Here is a 14,618-nt window from a genome sequence, read left to right on the forward strand (position 1 = left end):
CGTTCTTCCCCCTAGCTTAATCAACAATTCTTGTAACCTTTTCCATTCCTTCAAGGTCTTCTATTTCTTTCAGAATTTTTTCTTCTATATTTTGGTCTACCTCAATCGTCATTAAGGCAAGTTTTCCTTTTTCTTTCCGGCTTACTTCCATATGCCCAATGTTAATTTCATATTTTGCCAAAACATTAGACACTTTAGCAATCGCACCAAACCTGTCATTATGAACAACAAGAATGGCTGGATGATGCCCGGATAGCTTGAGTTGAAAACCATTAAGTTCTGTGATTTCAATCTTTCCACCACCGATTGAAATTCCGACAAGTTCCAGTTCACCGTCATCATCGCCTACACGAATTCTTGCGGTGTTAGGATGTTCCGGAATGGCCTCTTCTACATGAAACTGAACCTTCATTCCCCTTTGCTCAGCCAACTCAAGGGATGATTTTATTCTTTCATCAAAAGTATCAAAATCAAGAATACCTCCCACGATGGCAACGTCTGTTCCATGGCCCTTATAGGTTTCAGCAAATGATCCATACAGATGTACATCAACCCATTTCGGCTGTCTTTCAAACAAGCTTCTTGCCACCCGGCCAATTCTTGCCGCGCCTGCTGTATGGGAACTGGACGGGCCGATCATTACTGGTCCAATAATATCAAAAACGCTTTTATATTTCATATAAATAACTCTCCCTTAAACTGACTCGTGAACACAAAACAAACAATCTATATTATTCAAACGCGAAAAAACGTAAATTCTTTTAATATAATAACATAGGTTATGCAAGTTACGCCGATATTTCTTCTTTTTCCATTTCATTCGTTAAACACAAAAAAACCACTGTTTTAAACAGTGGAAAAAATCACCATGATTTTATTTTTTTGTTTATTCGACTGAGAAAATGAAGGAATACAGCGGCTGTTTACCGTCATGAATTTCCACTTCTACATCTTCAAACTTATCTTCTACAAAGGATACGATTGCTTCTAACTCTTCATCAAGGGCATCTTCCCCTTTGATGATTGTCAGTATTTCTGAATCTTCGTCAATCATCGTACTAAGCAGCTCTTTAGCAGATTGTGCTTTATCCTTGCCTTTAGCCACAATCTTTCCATCTGCTATTCCCATGAAGTCCCCTGTTTCTATTTGAAGTCCGTCAATTGTTGTATCTCTGACTGCATACGTTATTTGACCTGTTTTCACATGCTCTAACGCAGCAATCATACCTTTTTTATTTGACTCCATATCACTTGTCGGATTGAATGCAAGCAATGCGGACATTCCTTGCGGCACTGTTTTAGACGGAATAACTGCAACATCTTCCTCTAAAACCTGTGCTGCCTGTTCTGCTGCCATGATGATATTTTTGTTATTAGGCAGAATGAACACTTTTTTAGCATGAACCTTTTTCACAGCATTGACAATATCTTCTGTGCTCGGGTTCATCGTTTGTCCGCCTTCAATGACACTATGTGCCCCGATGCTGCGGAACATGTCAGCAATACCGCTTCCCATAGACACAGTAACAATACCGTATTCTTTTAGCTCCTCACGCTTTTGGGTTGGAGCATCAAAGGATTCCTTTGATCCTTCAACCAAGCTGCTGTGCTGTTCACGCATGTTCTCTATTTTCATCTTAATAAGATTTCCATATTTTTGCCCAAACGTTAGAACTTCACCTGGCAGATTGGAGTGGATATGTATCTTAACAACTTCATCATCTGCAATGACTAGCAATGAATCGCCGTATTTGCTTAAATCCTGTCTGAATTGATCCTCTGAGAACGGCTTGCCTTCCAGTTTATCTTCTTCAAGACGCACCATGAATTCCGTACAGTATCCAAACTCGATATCTTCTGTATTCATGAAGCCATGAACATTTTTATGGTGCTCAGCGTTAACAAGATCGTTCATAGAAACTGTTTGCTGTACTGTCTCTGGCAGCTCTTCTCCAGTCAGGACAGACAAGAAGCCTTCATAGACAAAAACAAGACCTTGGCCACCGCTGTCCACAACGCCAACTTCTTTCAGCACAGGCAGCAGTTCAGGTGTTCTGTTTAAAGACGCTTTTGCTTCTGTAACAACATCTGTCAAAACTTCTGTGATATCATCTGTCTTTTCTGCTGATTTAACTGCTTTTTTCGCCGCATCTTTTGCAACAGTCAAAATCGTTCCTTCAACCGGCTTCATTACTGCTTTATAAGCGGTTTCCACGCCGAACTGGAGGGCATTTGCGAACTCTTGCGCAGTGATGCTCTCTTTTTGTTCAATTGATTTTGAGAAGCCGCGGAATAATTGGGAAAGAATAACACCAGAATTCCCTCTGGCTCCCATAAGCAGTCCCTTTGAAAGGGATACTCCGACTTTGCCGATGTGGGACTGAATATTATTTTGAACTTCCTTTGCACCAGATGTCATCGACAGGTTCATATTTGTTCCTGTATCTCCATCGGGCACTGGGAAAACATTTAACGCATCTACATAATTAGCATTAGAGGATAAATGGTTTGCTCCCTGGATTACCATTTCGGCAAATCGCTTTCCTTCTAAGACTGTAATTGTCACTAAGATTTCCTCCTCACTACGGGTTCGTGACACGAACTCCCTGAACGTAAATATTAACCGAGTCAACGGCAAGTCCAACTGTTTTATTGAGTGTATATTTCACTTTAGATTGAACATTGTGCGCAACCTCGGAAATTTTCGTTCCGTAACTTACAATTATATACATATCAATATGCACTTCATCATCTACTTTTCGAACCATAACTCCGCGAGTGAAGTTTTCTTTTCGCAAAATATCTGTTAATCCATCTTTAATTTGATTTTTTGATGCCATCCCAACAATGCCATAACAATCAACAGCAGCTCCTCCTGCGATTGTTGCGATTACTTCTGTTGAAATATCAATTTGTCCGAAATTTGTTTTTAGTTCAATGGACATGAGTGTTCCCCCTTTGGAATTGCTCCTTGACTAATGACATTTTACTATAACACACTGCTTTTTGAAAGCTATTGTTGAAAACCTTTTATTTCTGGCTATAAAAAGCTTTCCAGCCTTTTACTATTTGGAAATTAATGCAACAGACTTAGCGTTTTTTTGTCTGTTTAAGCTGATTTCGCGCTCTCCAATTATATTTTTTTCTTCTATTGTTTCACTAGATTACAACAATATACACACTGCTTTTTTCTCCCTGTAAAAAACATGTCAAGGAAATTTTCTTGAAACCTTCCATCACAGCTATTGCATTCATGTCCGTTGTATGATAAATTATTAAAGTATCTTTGTGAGGACTATTTAGGATATTTCTCAAGATTAATGCTATCTATGAATTTTTAAAGCTCGTTTATGATGAGTTTTGGTTATAAGGAGGGAAATATACATGCCACGTAAATGTGTTGTAACTGGTAAAAAAACAACTACAGGTAATGCTCGTTCCCATGCGATGAATGCTAACAAGCGTACTTGGGGAGCAAACCTTCAAAAGGTTCGTATTTTAGTAGACGGTAAACCTAAACGTGTTTGGGTTTCTGCTAGAGCTCTTAAATCTGGTAAAGTTGAACGCGTATAATGCGAAAATAAAAAAGGACACATTGCTGTCCTTTTTTATTTTTGTCTAAATTTTCAAATGAAGTCGGTCTATTTTGTACAGACAACACTAATCTAAAAATGAAAGGTTGTCTGTACAAAAAAGAAATGCTTCCCATACTGGTGTTTATTCTTTTTTGAATGTTCCTAACATTGCACGGACAAGCCCGCCTAAAAACTTAGGCAATTTAATGGTATAAAATCTCATGAATACCGTCCCTCCTTCAACATTAGCAAAAAACCGCAAACTCGCTACAACACACTACATGCTATTCAAAAAATCCAAAATGAGTACATATTTTTTCCATCATTAATCATGACTCCTTACCACCATTAATATGCCGCTCGCAAATGAAAAAGTACCATAATCCTCAATAATTTCATTGCTGATACACAATGTGCTGCTGACAGGAAGATCCCTATCATTTAAAGGATATTTGAAGCCTTGTAAAGTTAGACCAGTTATTTCAGATCCGTACGGAAAAAAAGACACATAGCGGCGGCTTTCCTCTCTTTTTAATTTATAAGTGCCTGCATTGACTATTGTGACGATATTTTTCTTATCTATTATTTCAATCGTTACATCAGGATGCTCGGTTAAATACTTAAGCAATAACTGGAGATTCGCAATCGTATGGTCTAATCTCCCTCCAGTTGCTCCAAATAGCCTTATAGTGGACGCACCGAAGCTTATAGCCCAGTTGATTGCAAGTTCCATATCTGTTTCATCCTTTTCCGGCTTAAAGGTTTTTAACTCATGTGAATGGCTGCTAATCCGTTGTCTTTCGGCATCTGTTACAGAGTCAAAATCGCCAAACGATGCAAAGATAGGAATATCTCTTTCCACTAAATATAGAGCTCCCCTGTCCACACCTACCCATTTGCTGTTATCTTCCATATATCCAGGCAATGACGGTATTAGACCGGCTGGACCGCCTGCCATAATATTAATTTTCACGTTAGTTCCTCCCTTTAGTTAGCAAAAAAAGAGCATGGGAATTACATCCATGCTCTTTATTAATTTGATTAATATTTCGGCTTCCTGTCTTTTAGTTCTTGCAAGAAGTCTTTATAATGCTCATAGCGGTACTCTTGAATATTACCAGCGTCGACTGCCGCCTTAACAGCACATTTCGGCTCAGACAGATGCAAGCAGCCTCTAAACTTGCAAGCTGCGCTTGTGCTTTCTATTTCAGGGAAACAATAATTTAAATCCTCCAGCTCCATTTCATCCTCAAACTCTAAGGAACTAAAGCCCGGCGTATCTGCTACTAGAGCATCTCCGACAGTTATGAGCTCCACATGGCGGGTAGTGTGTTTACCCCTTCCTAAATGGGATGATATTTCATCTGTTTTTAAACTTAAATCTGGACGGATTGCATTTAAAAGAGACGACTTGCCAACACCTGATTGGCCTGCAAATACGGATATTTTTCCACTTAGTTCAGGGAGCAGTGTTTCAATACCCTGCTCTGTTTCAGAAGAAGTAAGGATGACCTTATAGCCGACTTGCTCATAGTAAGCAGCATATTCTTTCATCCTGTTTGCTTCTTCCTCACTCGTCAAATCCATCTTTGTGATACAAATAACAGGATCAATCCGGTTGAATTCGACTAATGCAAGAAAACGATCCAGCAATGCAGTGCTGAAATCAGGCTCCACACTGGAAAATACAAGTATTGCCTGATCAACATTGGTAATCGGGGGTCGAATCAGTTCATTCTTGCGCTCCTTTACCTCTAAAATATAACCATCTGTCACATTCTCTGCCTGAAATACTACTTCGTCGCCTACTAATGGGGTGATTTTATTCTTGCGGAATACACCCCTGCCTCGGCACTGTGTAATCTCTCCATCGCTAATCACATAATAAAAACCGCTTAATGCTTTAATGATTTTGCCTTCTGGCATAGATTATAACGCTCCTTAACCTGGATATGGCACTTCTTCATCAATGATGACACTTTGATCACGAAACACGCGATAGTAGCCCTTTCCGCCTTCTGGAATTCTTAGTGTAATTGTCTTTTTTGTCGTTTCCGTTATAGAAAAGGTATCTATTGGCTCTGTCATATTATTTTCCAAATCGCCAATATATATTTTTACTTCTTGCGCTTTCGGCTGTCCGTCTTCTGTCATTTCAGTCGGTTCAAATGGTATCGTGATTTCCTGTGTTACTTCTTTAGGGGGCACTTCTTCCTTACCCTTTGAAAGCACAACAGAAACTTGTGCGCTAATCCGCACATTTGTACCCGCTGCCGGTGTTTGAGAAATGACTTTTCCTTCATCGACGGTGTCGCTGTATTCCTCCGTGAAGGTCACCGCTAAATCTTGTTCATCAATATAATCATTGACTTCTTTTTTTGTATAACCAGCCAAATCTGTCAGTTTAATAAACTGTGCTCCTTTGCTGATCGTAAATTCTAACTCAGCATCTTCCGGAACGACTTCGTCTCCTTTTTCAAAATCTTGTTCAAGGATAGTTCCAGAAGGCTGTGATTCATCGAATTCCTCCACTTTGCTGATGTTCTTAAAGCCCTGCTTTTCCAACAGCTTCACAACATCTTCATATTCCCTGCCGACGTAATCATCCAGTTCATACTTCTCTTTCCCTAAGCTTTCATAAAGGGTGATTGATGCACCTTGTTTCGCATTATTGCCTGCTTTCGGTGCTGTGCGGATTATAGAACCTGCATCCACTTCTTCATCATTTAGTGTCTTGATTTCTCCGATTTTAAAACCAGCTGCTTCGAGTTCTGATATTGCTTCATCTTTTGTCGAACCTGCAACATCAGGGACCGCAACTTCCTCAGGAATGTAAATGGCCGGAAAAAGTGTGATTGTCAGTATGGCGAGAATAACTAAAACCAAAAATGTAGAAACTAACGCAATCGTCAGCTTTTTCCCTTTCTTTTTCGGCTTTTTTTGCTTTTTCTCTTTGCCTGCCTTCTCCTTCGGTTCTTCCTTTGCATGCTTTTCTTCCTTCGCATGTACAATTGTTTCGTCTAAGTTAGGAAAGCTGCGGTCATCGGTAATAATCGGAATAGCTTTCGTTGCTTCATCATCCACCGGGACATGAAATTTCGGTTCATTTATCCGTTCCGGGTCAAGTGCTGTCCGCAAATCCTCTTGCATTTCTTCCATGCTGCTGTAGCGGTGGAATGGATCTTTTGCAGTTGCTTTTAAGACAATGTTCTCCACACTTTGCGGAACCTCACTGTTCCATCTCCTGACACTCGGCGTTTCTGACTGGAGATGCTTCAAGGCGATGGAAACTGCTGATTCGCCTGAAAACGGCAGTCTTCCTGTCAGCAGCTCAAACATGACTATCCCCAGTGAATATATATCCGACTTTTTATTGGCCATCCCGCCTCGCGCCTGTTCTGGTGATAAATAATGGACAGATCCGAGTACCGAGTTTGTCTGCGTAATGCTCGTTGCACTCAATGCCATCGCTATGCCAAAATCTGTGATTTTAACATTGCCATGGTTATCAATTAAAATATTATGGGGCTTTATATCCCTGTGGACAATATTGTTTTGATGGGCATGAGAAATTCCGGATGTCAGCTGTCTCATGATATCTAATGCTGTTTCAATAGGCACGGGAGAATGTTTTTGTATGTATTGTTTTAAGGTGTCTCCTGCCACATATTCCATGACAATGTAATAGATGTTTCCTTCTTCGCCGACATCATAAATATTGACGATATTCGGATGAGCCAAACTGGTGGCCGATTGTGCTTCTCTGTGAAAACGACGGATAAATTCTTCATCATTGACGAAATCCAGACGCAGCATTTTCACTGCTACATCACGGTCAAGAATCATATCATGGGCAAGATAAACATTGGCCATTCCCCCGCCGCCGATCATATCAATTATCTTATAGCGACCACTTATCCTTTTGCCTATCATCATCTTGCTTCACCTGCTTTATTACCGTCAAAAAATTCAAGGATAATGACTGTTATATTATCTTCGCCGCCATTTTTATTGGCTGTTTCAATTAAATACTCAGCCTTTCGTTCTAAAGTTTCTGGAGCTCCAAGCACTTCCTTAATCTCCTCGTCTCCCACTTTATTAGATAAGCCGTCCGAACAAATGAAAATAACATCTCCCTGTTCAAAAACAATCGTAATCACGTCTATGTCAAGCTGCTCATCTGTGCCTAGCGCCCGCAGCACAACATTTTTTCGCGGATGATGCTCAGCATCCTCCTTCGTGATCTGTCCCATCCTTACTAGCTCATTCACAAGGGAATGGTCCTCTGTAAGCTGCTTAAAGCCGTCCTCGTTATAGAGATAACAGCGGCTGTCGCCGACATGGGCAATCGTAGAAAAACTGTCTGTACTGATAACAGCTATAATCGTTGTCCCCATCCCATCACATTCCGGGTTTTCTTGGGCATAACGCAAAACAATCTTGTTGACTTCAAGAATATGCGATTTTAACCAGTTTTCAGCTGCATCTGCTGTTATGATTGCTTCCGCATTCTCCCAAAAGTTAGCTAGATTTTCAACAGTTAAACGGCTTGCAACATCACCAGCACGGTGGCCGCCCATACCATCGGCTACGATGGCAAGGCGCTGTCCGGCTTTGTTGAAGCAAATCGCTCCACTATCTTCATTATGCTGTCTGACTTTCCCTTTATCTGTCATGAATATTTGACTCAAAAGTTATCACCTCGTCTCTTCTTGTCTCTCCTTCGCGCGAAGCTGGCCGCAAGCAGCATCAATGTCTGAACCTTGTTCTCTGCGGATTGTTACATTTACACCACGGTCTTTTAACGTTTTCTCAAACAAGAAAATTTGATCTCTTGGTGTGCGAACATAATCGCGTTCTGGAACATAGTTAACAGGTATTAGATTCACGTGGCATTTAACCCCTTTTACAAGTTTAGCCAATTCTTCCGCATGTTCTACCTGGTCATTAACATTTCCGAATAAACCATACTCAAAGCTTACTCTTCGTCCTGTTTTATTAATATAATAACGGATAGCATCCATTAATTCAGGAAGCTTATACGCTCTGTTGATTGGCATAAGTCTGCTTCTAATTTCCGTATTTGGAGCATGCAGAGAAACGGCAAAGTTGATTTGCATGTTCTGGTCGGCAAATTCATAGATCTTCGGAATGATACCACTTGTCGAAACCGTGATATGTCTAGCACCGATATTTAATGCTTTATCATGGTTAATGATTTTTAAGAAGCTGAGCATGCTGTTGAAGTTATCAAAAGGCTCACCAATTCCCATGATTACGACAGAGCTTACACGCTCATCCAATTTATCAAGGGCTTGCTGTACTTTTACGACTTGAGCAACAATTTCTCCTGCTTCTAGGTTTCTTTTTAATCCGCCAAGGGTAGAAGCACAGAATGTACAGCCGATACGGCAGCCGACTTGTGTCGTTACACATACAGAATTACCATAATCATGTCTCATTAAAACTGTTTCAATGGAATATCCATCATGAAGTTCAAATAAAAATTTAATAGTACCATCACTTGATGTTTGTTCAATAATCGTTTTTAATGTTGTAATTGTGAAATTCTCTTCTAAAAGCAAACGGAGATTTTTCGACAAGTTAGACATATCTTCAAAGGAAGTAACCCTTTTTTTATAAAGCCATTCAAAGATTTGTTCTGCTCTAAACGCTTTTTCATTATGCTCTTTTAACCATTCTCTCAACTCGTCCAATTGCAAAGAGTAGATGGATGGGATTGTCGGTTCTGCTGTTTGTTTTCTTCTTGATGATTTTACTTGTTCCATTTTATTGCACCTTCTTTCTTAATGCCGCAATATAAAAGCCATCAGAGCCAAAATATTGTGGTAATACCTGCAGTTCATGCCCATTTGCATATTTCTGAATAGATGCGGGCAATCGTTCCACTAAACTTGTATCTTTTTCAAATTGGTTATTTGTTTGCAAAAATTGTTCCAGCACTGCTTCATTCTCGGCTTTATCAACAGTACAAGTGCTGTAAACCATTGTACCGCCCTTTTTTAACAATGGAGATAATGATTCAAGGAGCTGAAGCTGTATCGCATGAAGACGGCTGACATCCTCTTCTTTTTTTGCGTATTTAATATCAGGCTTTCTCCTCATTACCCCAAAACCGGAGCAAGGGGCGTCAAGCAGAATTCTGTCAAAGGATTCTTTCTCCAATACTTCAGGCAAACGACGGCTGTCCATCGCTTTTGTGTTAATATTATCCAAATGAAGTCTTTGGGCATTTTGCTGAATAAGTTTCACTTTATGCTCATGCAAATCAACAGACAGCACATTGCCACCATTTTGAAGCTTTTCAGCTATATGAGTTGATTTGCCTCCTGGTGCAGCACATGCATCCAGGACAGTTTCGTCTCCATCCACATTAAGAGCATAGGCAACAATCATAGAACTCTCGTCCTGAATTGTCAACAAGCCTTGCTTAAAGCAGTCAGAATTAGCGAGATTGCCTTTTAGTCCTTGGATGCCTTCAGGAATAATGTCGCTTGCTGCAACTTGATAGCCTTCCTCCTCTAACATACGCAAACATTCACCGACTGTTGTTTTGGTTGTATTGACCCGTGCTGTCTGCACAGGAGCAGTTAAGTTAATTTCGCACATTTTTTTTGTGTCTTCAAAACCAAGCTGATCTATCCAGCGTTTAACAAGCCACAAAGGATGACTCATCTCAATGGAAAGCCTTTCGGCTGGATCCTTAATGGAATCAAAGGCAGGAAGCCCTTTTCTTTGGATATTGCGAAGAACACCATTTACAAGACCTGCTATTCCTTTATGACCTTTTCTTTTTGCAATCTCAACTGCCTCATTGATAGCAGCATGATCTGGAATACGATCCAGAAATACGAGCTGATATAAAGTCATTTGCAAAAGTGTAATGACCCAGCTTTCCATCTTTTTCTTGTTTGTCAAAAAGGTATCCAAGTAAAAGTCCAAGGTCATTTTCCGCTGCAGTGTGCCGTAGACGATTTCTGTCAAAAGCCCGATATCCTTTTGCGGTATTTCATTTTTTTTAATGCTGCTGTTCAACAGCAGGTTGCTGTATGCCTGGTTGCTGTTAATGCTCTCTAAAATTTCGAGTGCTGCTTCCCTGACGTTTTTCTTTTTAGTTTTCATTGATAACTCCTAATATTTCCTTGACAGCAAGCTTCGCACCTGCACCACGCAGGAAAACGTCAGCTGTCATTTTTTTCTTGCCTGCTGGCTGAAGTTCTGTAATCTTTATGAACGAACCGCTGCCAGTTGCTACGATTAGACCGTCTTCCTCAATGCTTACAATCGTGCCTGGAAGATCATCTGTCTGTCTAGCTATTTTTTTTGCTCCCCATATCTTCATCGGCTTACTTTCGTATTCTGTAAAGGCAACAGGCCACGGATTCATGCCGCGAATTTTATTGTATATCTGCTCTCCTGATGACGACCAGTCGATTCTTTCATCAGATCTTTTTATATTTGGTGCAAATGTCGCCTTCTCGTCATCTTGAGGAATCGGTGTTAATTCACCGGCAATCAGCTTAGGTAAGGTGCTGGACAGGAGCTCACTGCCAGTTTCACTTAGTTTATCATGCAATGTACCAACTGTATCTTCTTCCTCAATCGGCACTTCTGCAACAGTCAGGATGTCTCCCGCATCTAGTTTTTCCGCCATGTACATGATGGTAATACCAGTTTTCTCTTTCCCTTGAATAATGCTGTAATGGATTGGCGCTCCGCCTCTAAGTTCAGGCAACAGAGACGCATGGACATTAATACAGCCCAGTTTCGGAGCATCAAGAAGCTCTTTCGGCAAAATTTGACCGAAAGCAGCTGTCACAATTAAATCAGGATTCAAAGCGATTATTTGCGCTAATTCTTCAGATTGACGTATTTTCTCTGGCTGGTAAACAGGTATACCGTGCTTTAATGCTTCAACTTTTACTGGTGGAGGAGTAAGCACTTTTTTTCTGCCAACAGGGCGATCAGGCTGTGTGACAACGGCAATAACTTCATAACCGTCCCCAATGATGCGCTGCAAAACCGGCACGGAAAAGTCAGGCGTTCCCATAAATACTATTTTCGTCATCAGCTCTCCACTCCTTCAAGTTCATCTTCTTCTAAATATCTAGATACTTTGGAAGTAAATAACACTCCGTCCAAATGATCCATCTCATGTAAAATGGCTCTTGCCAAAAAGTCCTCTGCTTCAATCGTAAACCATTTCCCTCTGCGATTTTGTGCTTGGACTTTAATGGAGTATGGTCTGCTTACTTCACCGAAAAGGCCTGGAAAGCTCAAGCAGCCTTCTGGTCCAGTTTGTTCACCGTCTGCAGACAGCAGCACAGGATTAATAAGTTCAATCGTTCCAGAACCATCGTCAATATCAACAACTGCAATGCGTTTTCCTATGCCAATTTGCGGAGCTGCTAGCCCAACACCGTCAAATTCTAGCATTGTATCATACATATCATTTAGTAATTTTGCTAACTTTTTGTCAAAAACTGTTACTTCCGTACACGGCTGTTCTAAAACCGGATCAGGAGACAGCACTATTTTTCTTACAGACACTGCTTTTCCTCCAATAACTTTTATATCTAAAAATACTTTTTTATTTTAATAATGCTATCACATTAGTATATAAGGATTAACATCTATCGAAATTTGTAAACCATTTGTGCTCATTTCACCTTGATAGTGATCTAAAATCGACTTCAATACCTCTTTCAGGTTTGGTTCCTGTTTGTATTTTATCAGACACTGATACCGATATCTATTTTTTATTCTGGAAATAGGGGAAGCAACTGGTCCTAATACGACCGTCTTAGGAGAAAGCTTATGTCGCACGACTTTCGTAATTTGTTCCGTTACGGCGACTGTTTTCATCAGTTCCTCATGGCTGACAGTTATTAGTGTTATATAATAGTAAGGAGGATAGGAGTGGTTTCTTCTTATCATCATCTCACTCTGATAAAAGCTGTCATAATCTTGCTGGCTTGCCAATTCAATACTGTAATGGTCCGGTGTGTATGTCTGAAAGATTACTTCCCCTGCCAATTCATGCCTGCCAGCCCGCCCGCTGACCTGGGTTAGAAGCTGGAATGTCTTTTCTGAAGATCGAAAATCAGGCAAATGCAGCATCGTGTCTGCTGAAAGCACTCCAACTAACGTGATTTTCGGAAAATCCAGCCCTTTGGCAATCATCTGTGTTCCTAACAATATGTCTGCATTGCCCTCTTGAAACTCTCTTAAAAGCTTCTCGTGTGAACCTTTGCGACTTGTTGTATCAACATCCATGCGAATAACTCTTGCTTCTGGCAGCACTTTAACGAGCTCTTCCTCAACTTTTTGCGTTCCTGTGCCGAAATAGCGAATATGCTCGCTGTTGCACTCAGGACATTGAAGCGGCGTCTGGTCTTCATAACCACAGTAATGGCATTTCATCTGATTAGAAAAGCGATGATAAGTTAAGCTGATATCACAATGAGGACATTTTACCACATAACCACAATCACGACACATGACAAACGAAGAATGACCCCGTTTATTCAGGAACAATACAGTCTGTTCCTGTTTTTCAATGCGCACTTTAAGCTTTTCTAACAGCACCCGTGAAAACATGGAGCGGTTTCCTTCTTTAAGCTCTTCCCGCATATCGACAATTTCAACTTGCGGCAGCGGTCTGTTATTCATTCTGCTCGGAAGCGACAATTGGGTGTAGACACCCTTTTGCGCTCGGGCGAAGCTCTCCAGTGACGGTGTAGCACTGCCAAGAACAACAGGACAGCCATGACGTTTTCCTCTTTCAATCGCTGCATCTCTTGCATGATATCTTGGGTTTTCTTCTTGCTTATACGTCATCTCATGTTCCTCATCGATGATGATAATTCCAAGATTCTCAAACGGAGCGAATATCGCGGATCTGGCACCTACTACTACCTTCACTTCTTTACGTTGGATTTTTCTCCACTCATCATACTTTTCTCCGACAGATAATCCGCTGTGGAGGACCGCTACCTGGTCGCCGAACCGTCCTTTAAAACGATTAACCATTTGCGGAGTTAAAGCAATTTCTGGAACGAGAACAATGGCTTCTTCTCCTTTTTCAAGGACATTTTGAATGGACTGCAGATAAACCTCTGTTTTGCCGCTTCCTGTAACGCCATACAGCAAAAACACTTCATGCTTATCATTCCTAATGGATGAATGGATTGGCTCGATTGCTTTTGCCTGCTCGGCTGTTAAGGTAAGTGGCTCTGTTTTGGCAAATTGCCTTTGCTCGTATGGATCACGGTAGATTTCCATGTTTTTTTCAGCTAAGACTTGCTTCTCCACAAGGCCTTTTACTGCAGAACTTGAAATTTGTAATCTTTCAAGCAATTGCTTTTGTTCAATCGGATCTCTGTTTTCAATAAAAAACTCGACCACTTGCTTTTGTTTACTTGCTTGCTTAGACAAAGAATCTGCATATCTTTGCATTTCACCTGCACTCATCAGCGGAATGATATGCTTTGTTTTTTTCTGCTTTCCCCTTGATTGGACTTTATATTGAACTTCCACAATACTGTCTTTAACAAGCTTCTGAATCGCAGGAATCGAAGCATGCTTTATCGCTTCCTCCCAAAGCACTGTCTCTTCGTTTTTAAAAAGCTGTCTTAGTCCTTCAGGCAGCAAAAGTTCCCTGTCTTCCTTTATAAGTTTAAGGCTTCGTTCGTATTTCGCTTTTAATGCAGGTGGCAGCATTACCTGATAGGCAGAGATTTTATAGCATAATGTTGTTTTGGAAAGCCAGTCCCCAAGCAATAGCAGCTCTTCATTTAACACTGGAACAACATCCATCGGTTCAATCACTTTTTTCAGTGACTTAAAGGATGATGTCTCTTCTATGGATTCAACAAATCCCTGCACCTTTCTCGGTCCAAACGGCACAATCACCCGCATTCCTGGCTGAATGACTTCTTCCAAGTGCTCTGGTATTAAATAGTCAAACGGCCTGTCCGTTTGCTTTGCAGGCACGTCCACAATTACCTTTGCAACACTCAT

Annotated in this window: 14 protein-coding genes; 1 reads left to right on the forward strand and 13 read right to left on the reverse strand. The window is 40.7% G+C overall.

Annotated features, from left to right (window positions below; translation table 11 throughout):
- Window positions 1-16: 16 nt before the first annotated feature.
- The 3 genes from sdaAB to LXM54_RS07560 all read right to left on the reverse strand — a co-directional run bounded on the left by sdaAB (window position 17) and on the right by LXM54_RS07560 (window position 2,945).
- The gene (gene sdaAB, locus LXM54_RS07550; protein ID WP_233314434.1) at window positions 17-679 is read right to left on the reverse strand and encodes an L-serine ammonia-lyase, iron-sulfur-dependent subunit beta; all 663 of its coding nucleotides are present in this window, start codon (window positions 677-679) and stop codon (window positions 17-19) included.
- Window positions 680-886: 207 nt separating this feature from the next.
- Window positions 887-2,566: a DAK2 domain-containing protein gene (locus tag LXM54_RS07555; RefSeq protein WP_233314435.1), complete on the reverse strand. Its 1,680-nt coding sequence runs from the start codon at window positions 2,564-2,566 to the stop codon at window positions 887-889.
- Between the two features lie 16 nt (window positions 2,567-2,582).
- Window positions 2,583-2,945 carry an Asp23/Gls24 family envelope stress response protein gene (locus tag LXM54_RS07560; protein WP_233314436.1) on the reverse strand — a complete coding sequence of 121 codons (363 nt, stop codon included), beginning with the start codon at window positions 2,943-2,945 and terminating at the stop codon, window positions 2,583-2,585.
- A gap of 439 nt (window positions 2,946-3,384) precedes the next feature.
- On the opposite strand from LXM54_RS07560, the gene rpmB reads away from it, so the two are divergent.
- Window positions 3,385-3,573 carry a 50S ribosomal protein L28 gene (gene rpmB, locus LXM54_RS07565; RefSeq protein ID WP_066393509.1) on the forward strand — a complete coding sequence of 63 codons (189 nt, stop codon included), beginning with the start codon at window positions 3,385-3,387 and terminating at the stop codon, window positions 3,571-3,573.
- 144 nt (window positions 3,574-3,717) lie between these two features.
- On the opposite strand, the gene spoVM is transcribed toward rpmB, so the two are convergent.
- The 10 genes from spoVM to priA all read right to left on the reverse strand — a co-directional run bounded on the left by spoVM (window position 3,718) and on the right by priA (window position 14,618).
- Entirely contained in the window at window positions 3,718-3,798 is an 81-nt protein-coding gene (gene spoVM, locus LXM54_RS07570) for a stage V sporulation protein SpoVM (protein WP_032088878.1), read from the reverse strand.
- Between the two features lie 102 nt (window positions 3,799-3,900).
- Window positions 3,901-4,548: a thiamine diphosphokinase gene (locus LXM54_RS07575; protein ID WP_233314437.1), complete on the reverse strand. Its 648-nt coding sequence runs from the start codon at window positions 4,546-4,548 to the stop codon at window positions 3,901-3,903.
- A 68-nt stretch (window positions 4,549-4,616) separates the two neighbouring features.
- Window positions 4,617-5,501, reverse strand: coding sequence for a ribosome small subunit-dependent GTPase A (gene rsgA / locus LXM54_RS07580; protein ID WP_233314438.1), 885 nt, complete (start codon window positions 5,499-5,501; stop codon window positions 4,617-4,619).
- A gap of 15 nt (window positions 5,502-5,516) precedes the next feature.
- Entirely contained in the window at window positions 5,517-7,511 is a 1,995-nt protein-coding gene (gene pknB / locus LXM54_RS07585) for a Stk1 family PASTA domain-containing Ser/Thr kinase (protein WP_233314439.1), read from the reverse strand.
- Window positions 7,508-8,266, reverse strand: coding sequence for a Stp1/IreP family PP2C-type Ser/Thr phosphatase (locus LXM54_RS07590; protein WP_282581425.1), 759 nt, complete (start codon window positions 8,264-8,266; stop codon window positions 7,508-7,510). Before LXM54_RS07590 ends, pknB begins: the two co-directional genes overlap by 4 nt.
- A gap of 6 nt (window positions 8,267-8,272) precedes the next feature.
- Window positions 8,273-9,364: a 23S rRNA (adenine(2503)-C(2))-methyltransferase RlmN gene (rlmN, locus tag LXM54_RS07595; RefSeq protein WP_233314440.1), complete on the reverse strand. Its 1,092-nt coding sequence runs from the start codon at window positions 9,362-9,364 to the stop codon at window positions 8,273-8,275.
- 1 nt (window position 9,365) lies between these two features.
- Window positions 9,366-10,718 carry a 16S rRNA (cytosine(967)-C(5))-methyltransferase RsmB gene (gene rsmB / locus LXM54_RS07600; protein ID WP_233314441.1) on the reverse strand — a complete coding sequence of 451 codons (1,353 nt, stop codon included), beginning with the start codon at window positions 10,716-10,718 and terminating at the stop codon, window positions 9,366-9,368.
- Window positions 10,708-11,664: a methionyl-tRNA formyltransferase gene (gene fmt / locus LXM54_RS07605; protein WP_233314442.1), complete on the reverse strand. Its 957-nt coding sequence runs from the start codon at window positions 11,662-11,664 to the stop codon at window positions 10,708-10,710. The genes rsmB and fmt overlap by 11 nt, the downstream gene beginning before the upstream one ends.
- Window positions 11,664-12,146 (reverse strand): peptide deformylase, encoded by a 483-nt coding sequence (def, locus tag LXM54_RS07610; protein ID WP_233314443.1) that lies wholly within the window; start codon window positions 12,144-12,146, stop codon window positions 11,664-11,666. Before def ends, fmt begins: the two co-directional genes overlap by 1 nt.
- 57 nt (window positions 12,147-12,203) lie before the next feature.
- A complete protein-coding gene (gene priA, locus LXM54_RS07615; RefSeq protein WP_233314444.1) occupies window positions 12,204-14,618 on the reverse strand; it encodes a primosomal protein N' in 2,415 nt (804 codons plus the stop codon).

It is taken from the genome of Bacillus sp. Au-Bac7, assembly GCF_021341655.1.
Classification (GTDB): domain Bacteria; phylum Bacillota; class Bacilli; order Bacillales; family Cytobacillaceae; genus Niallia.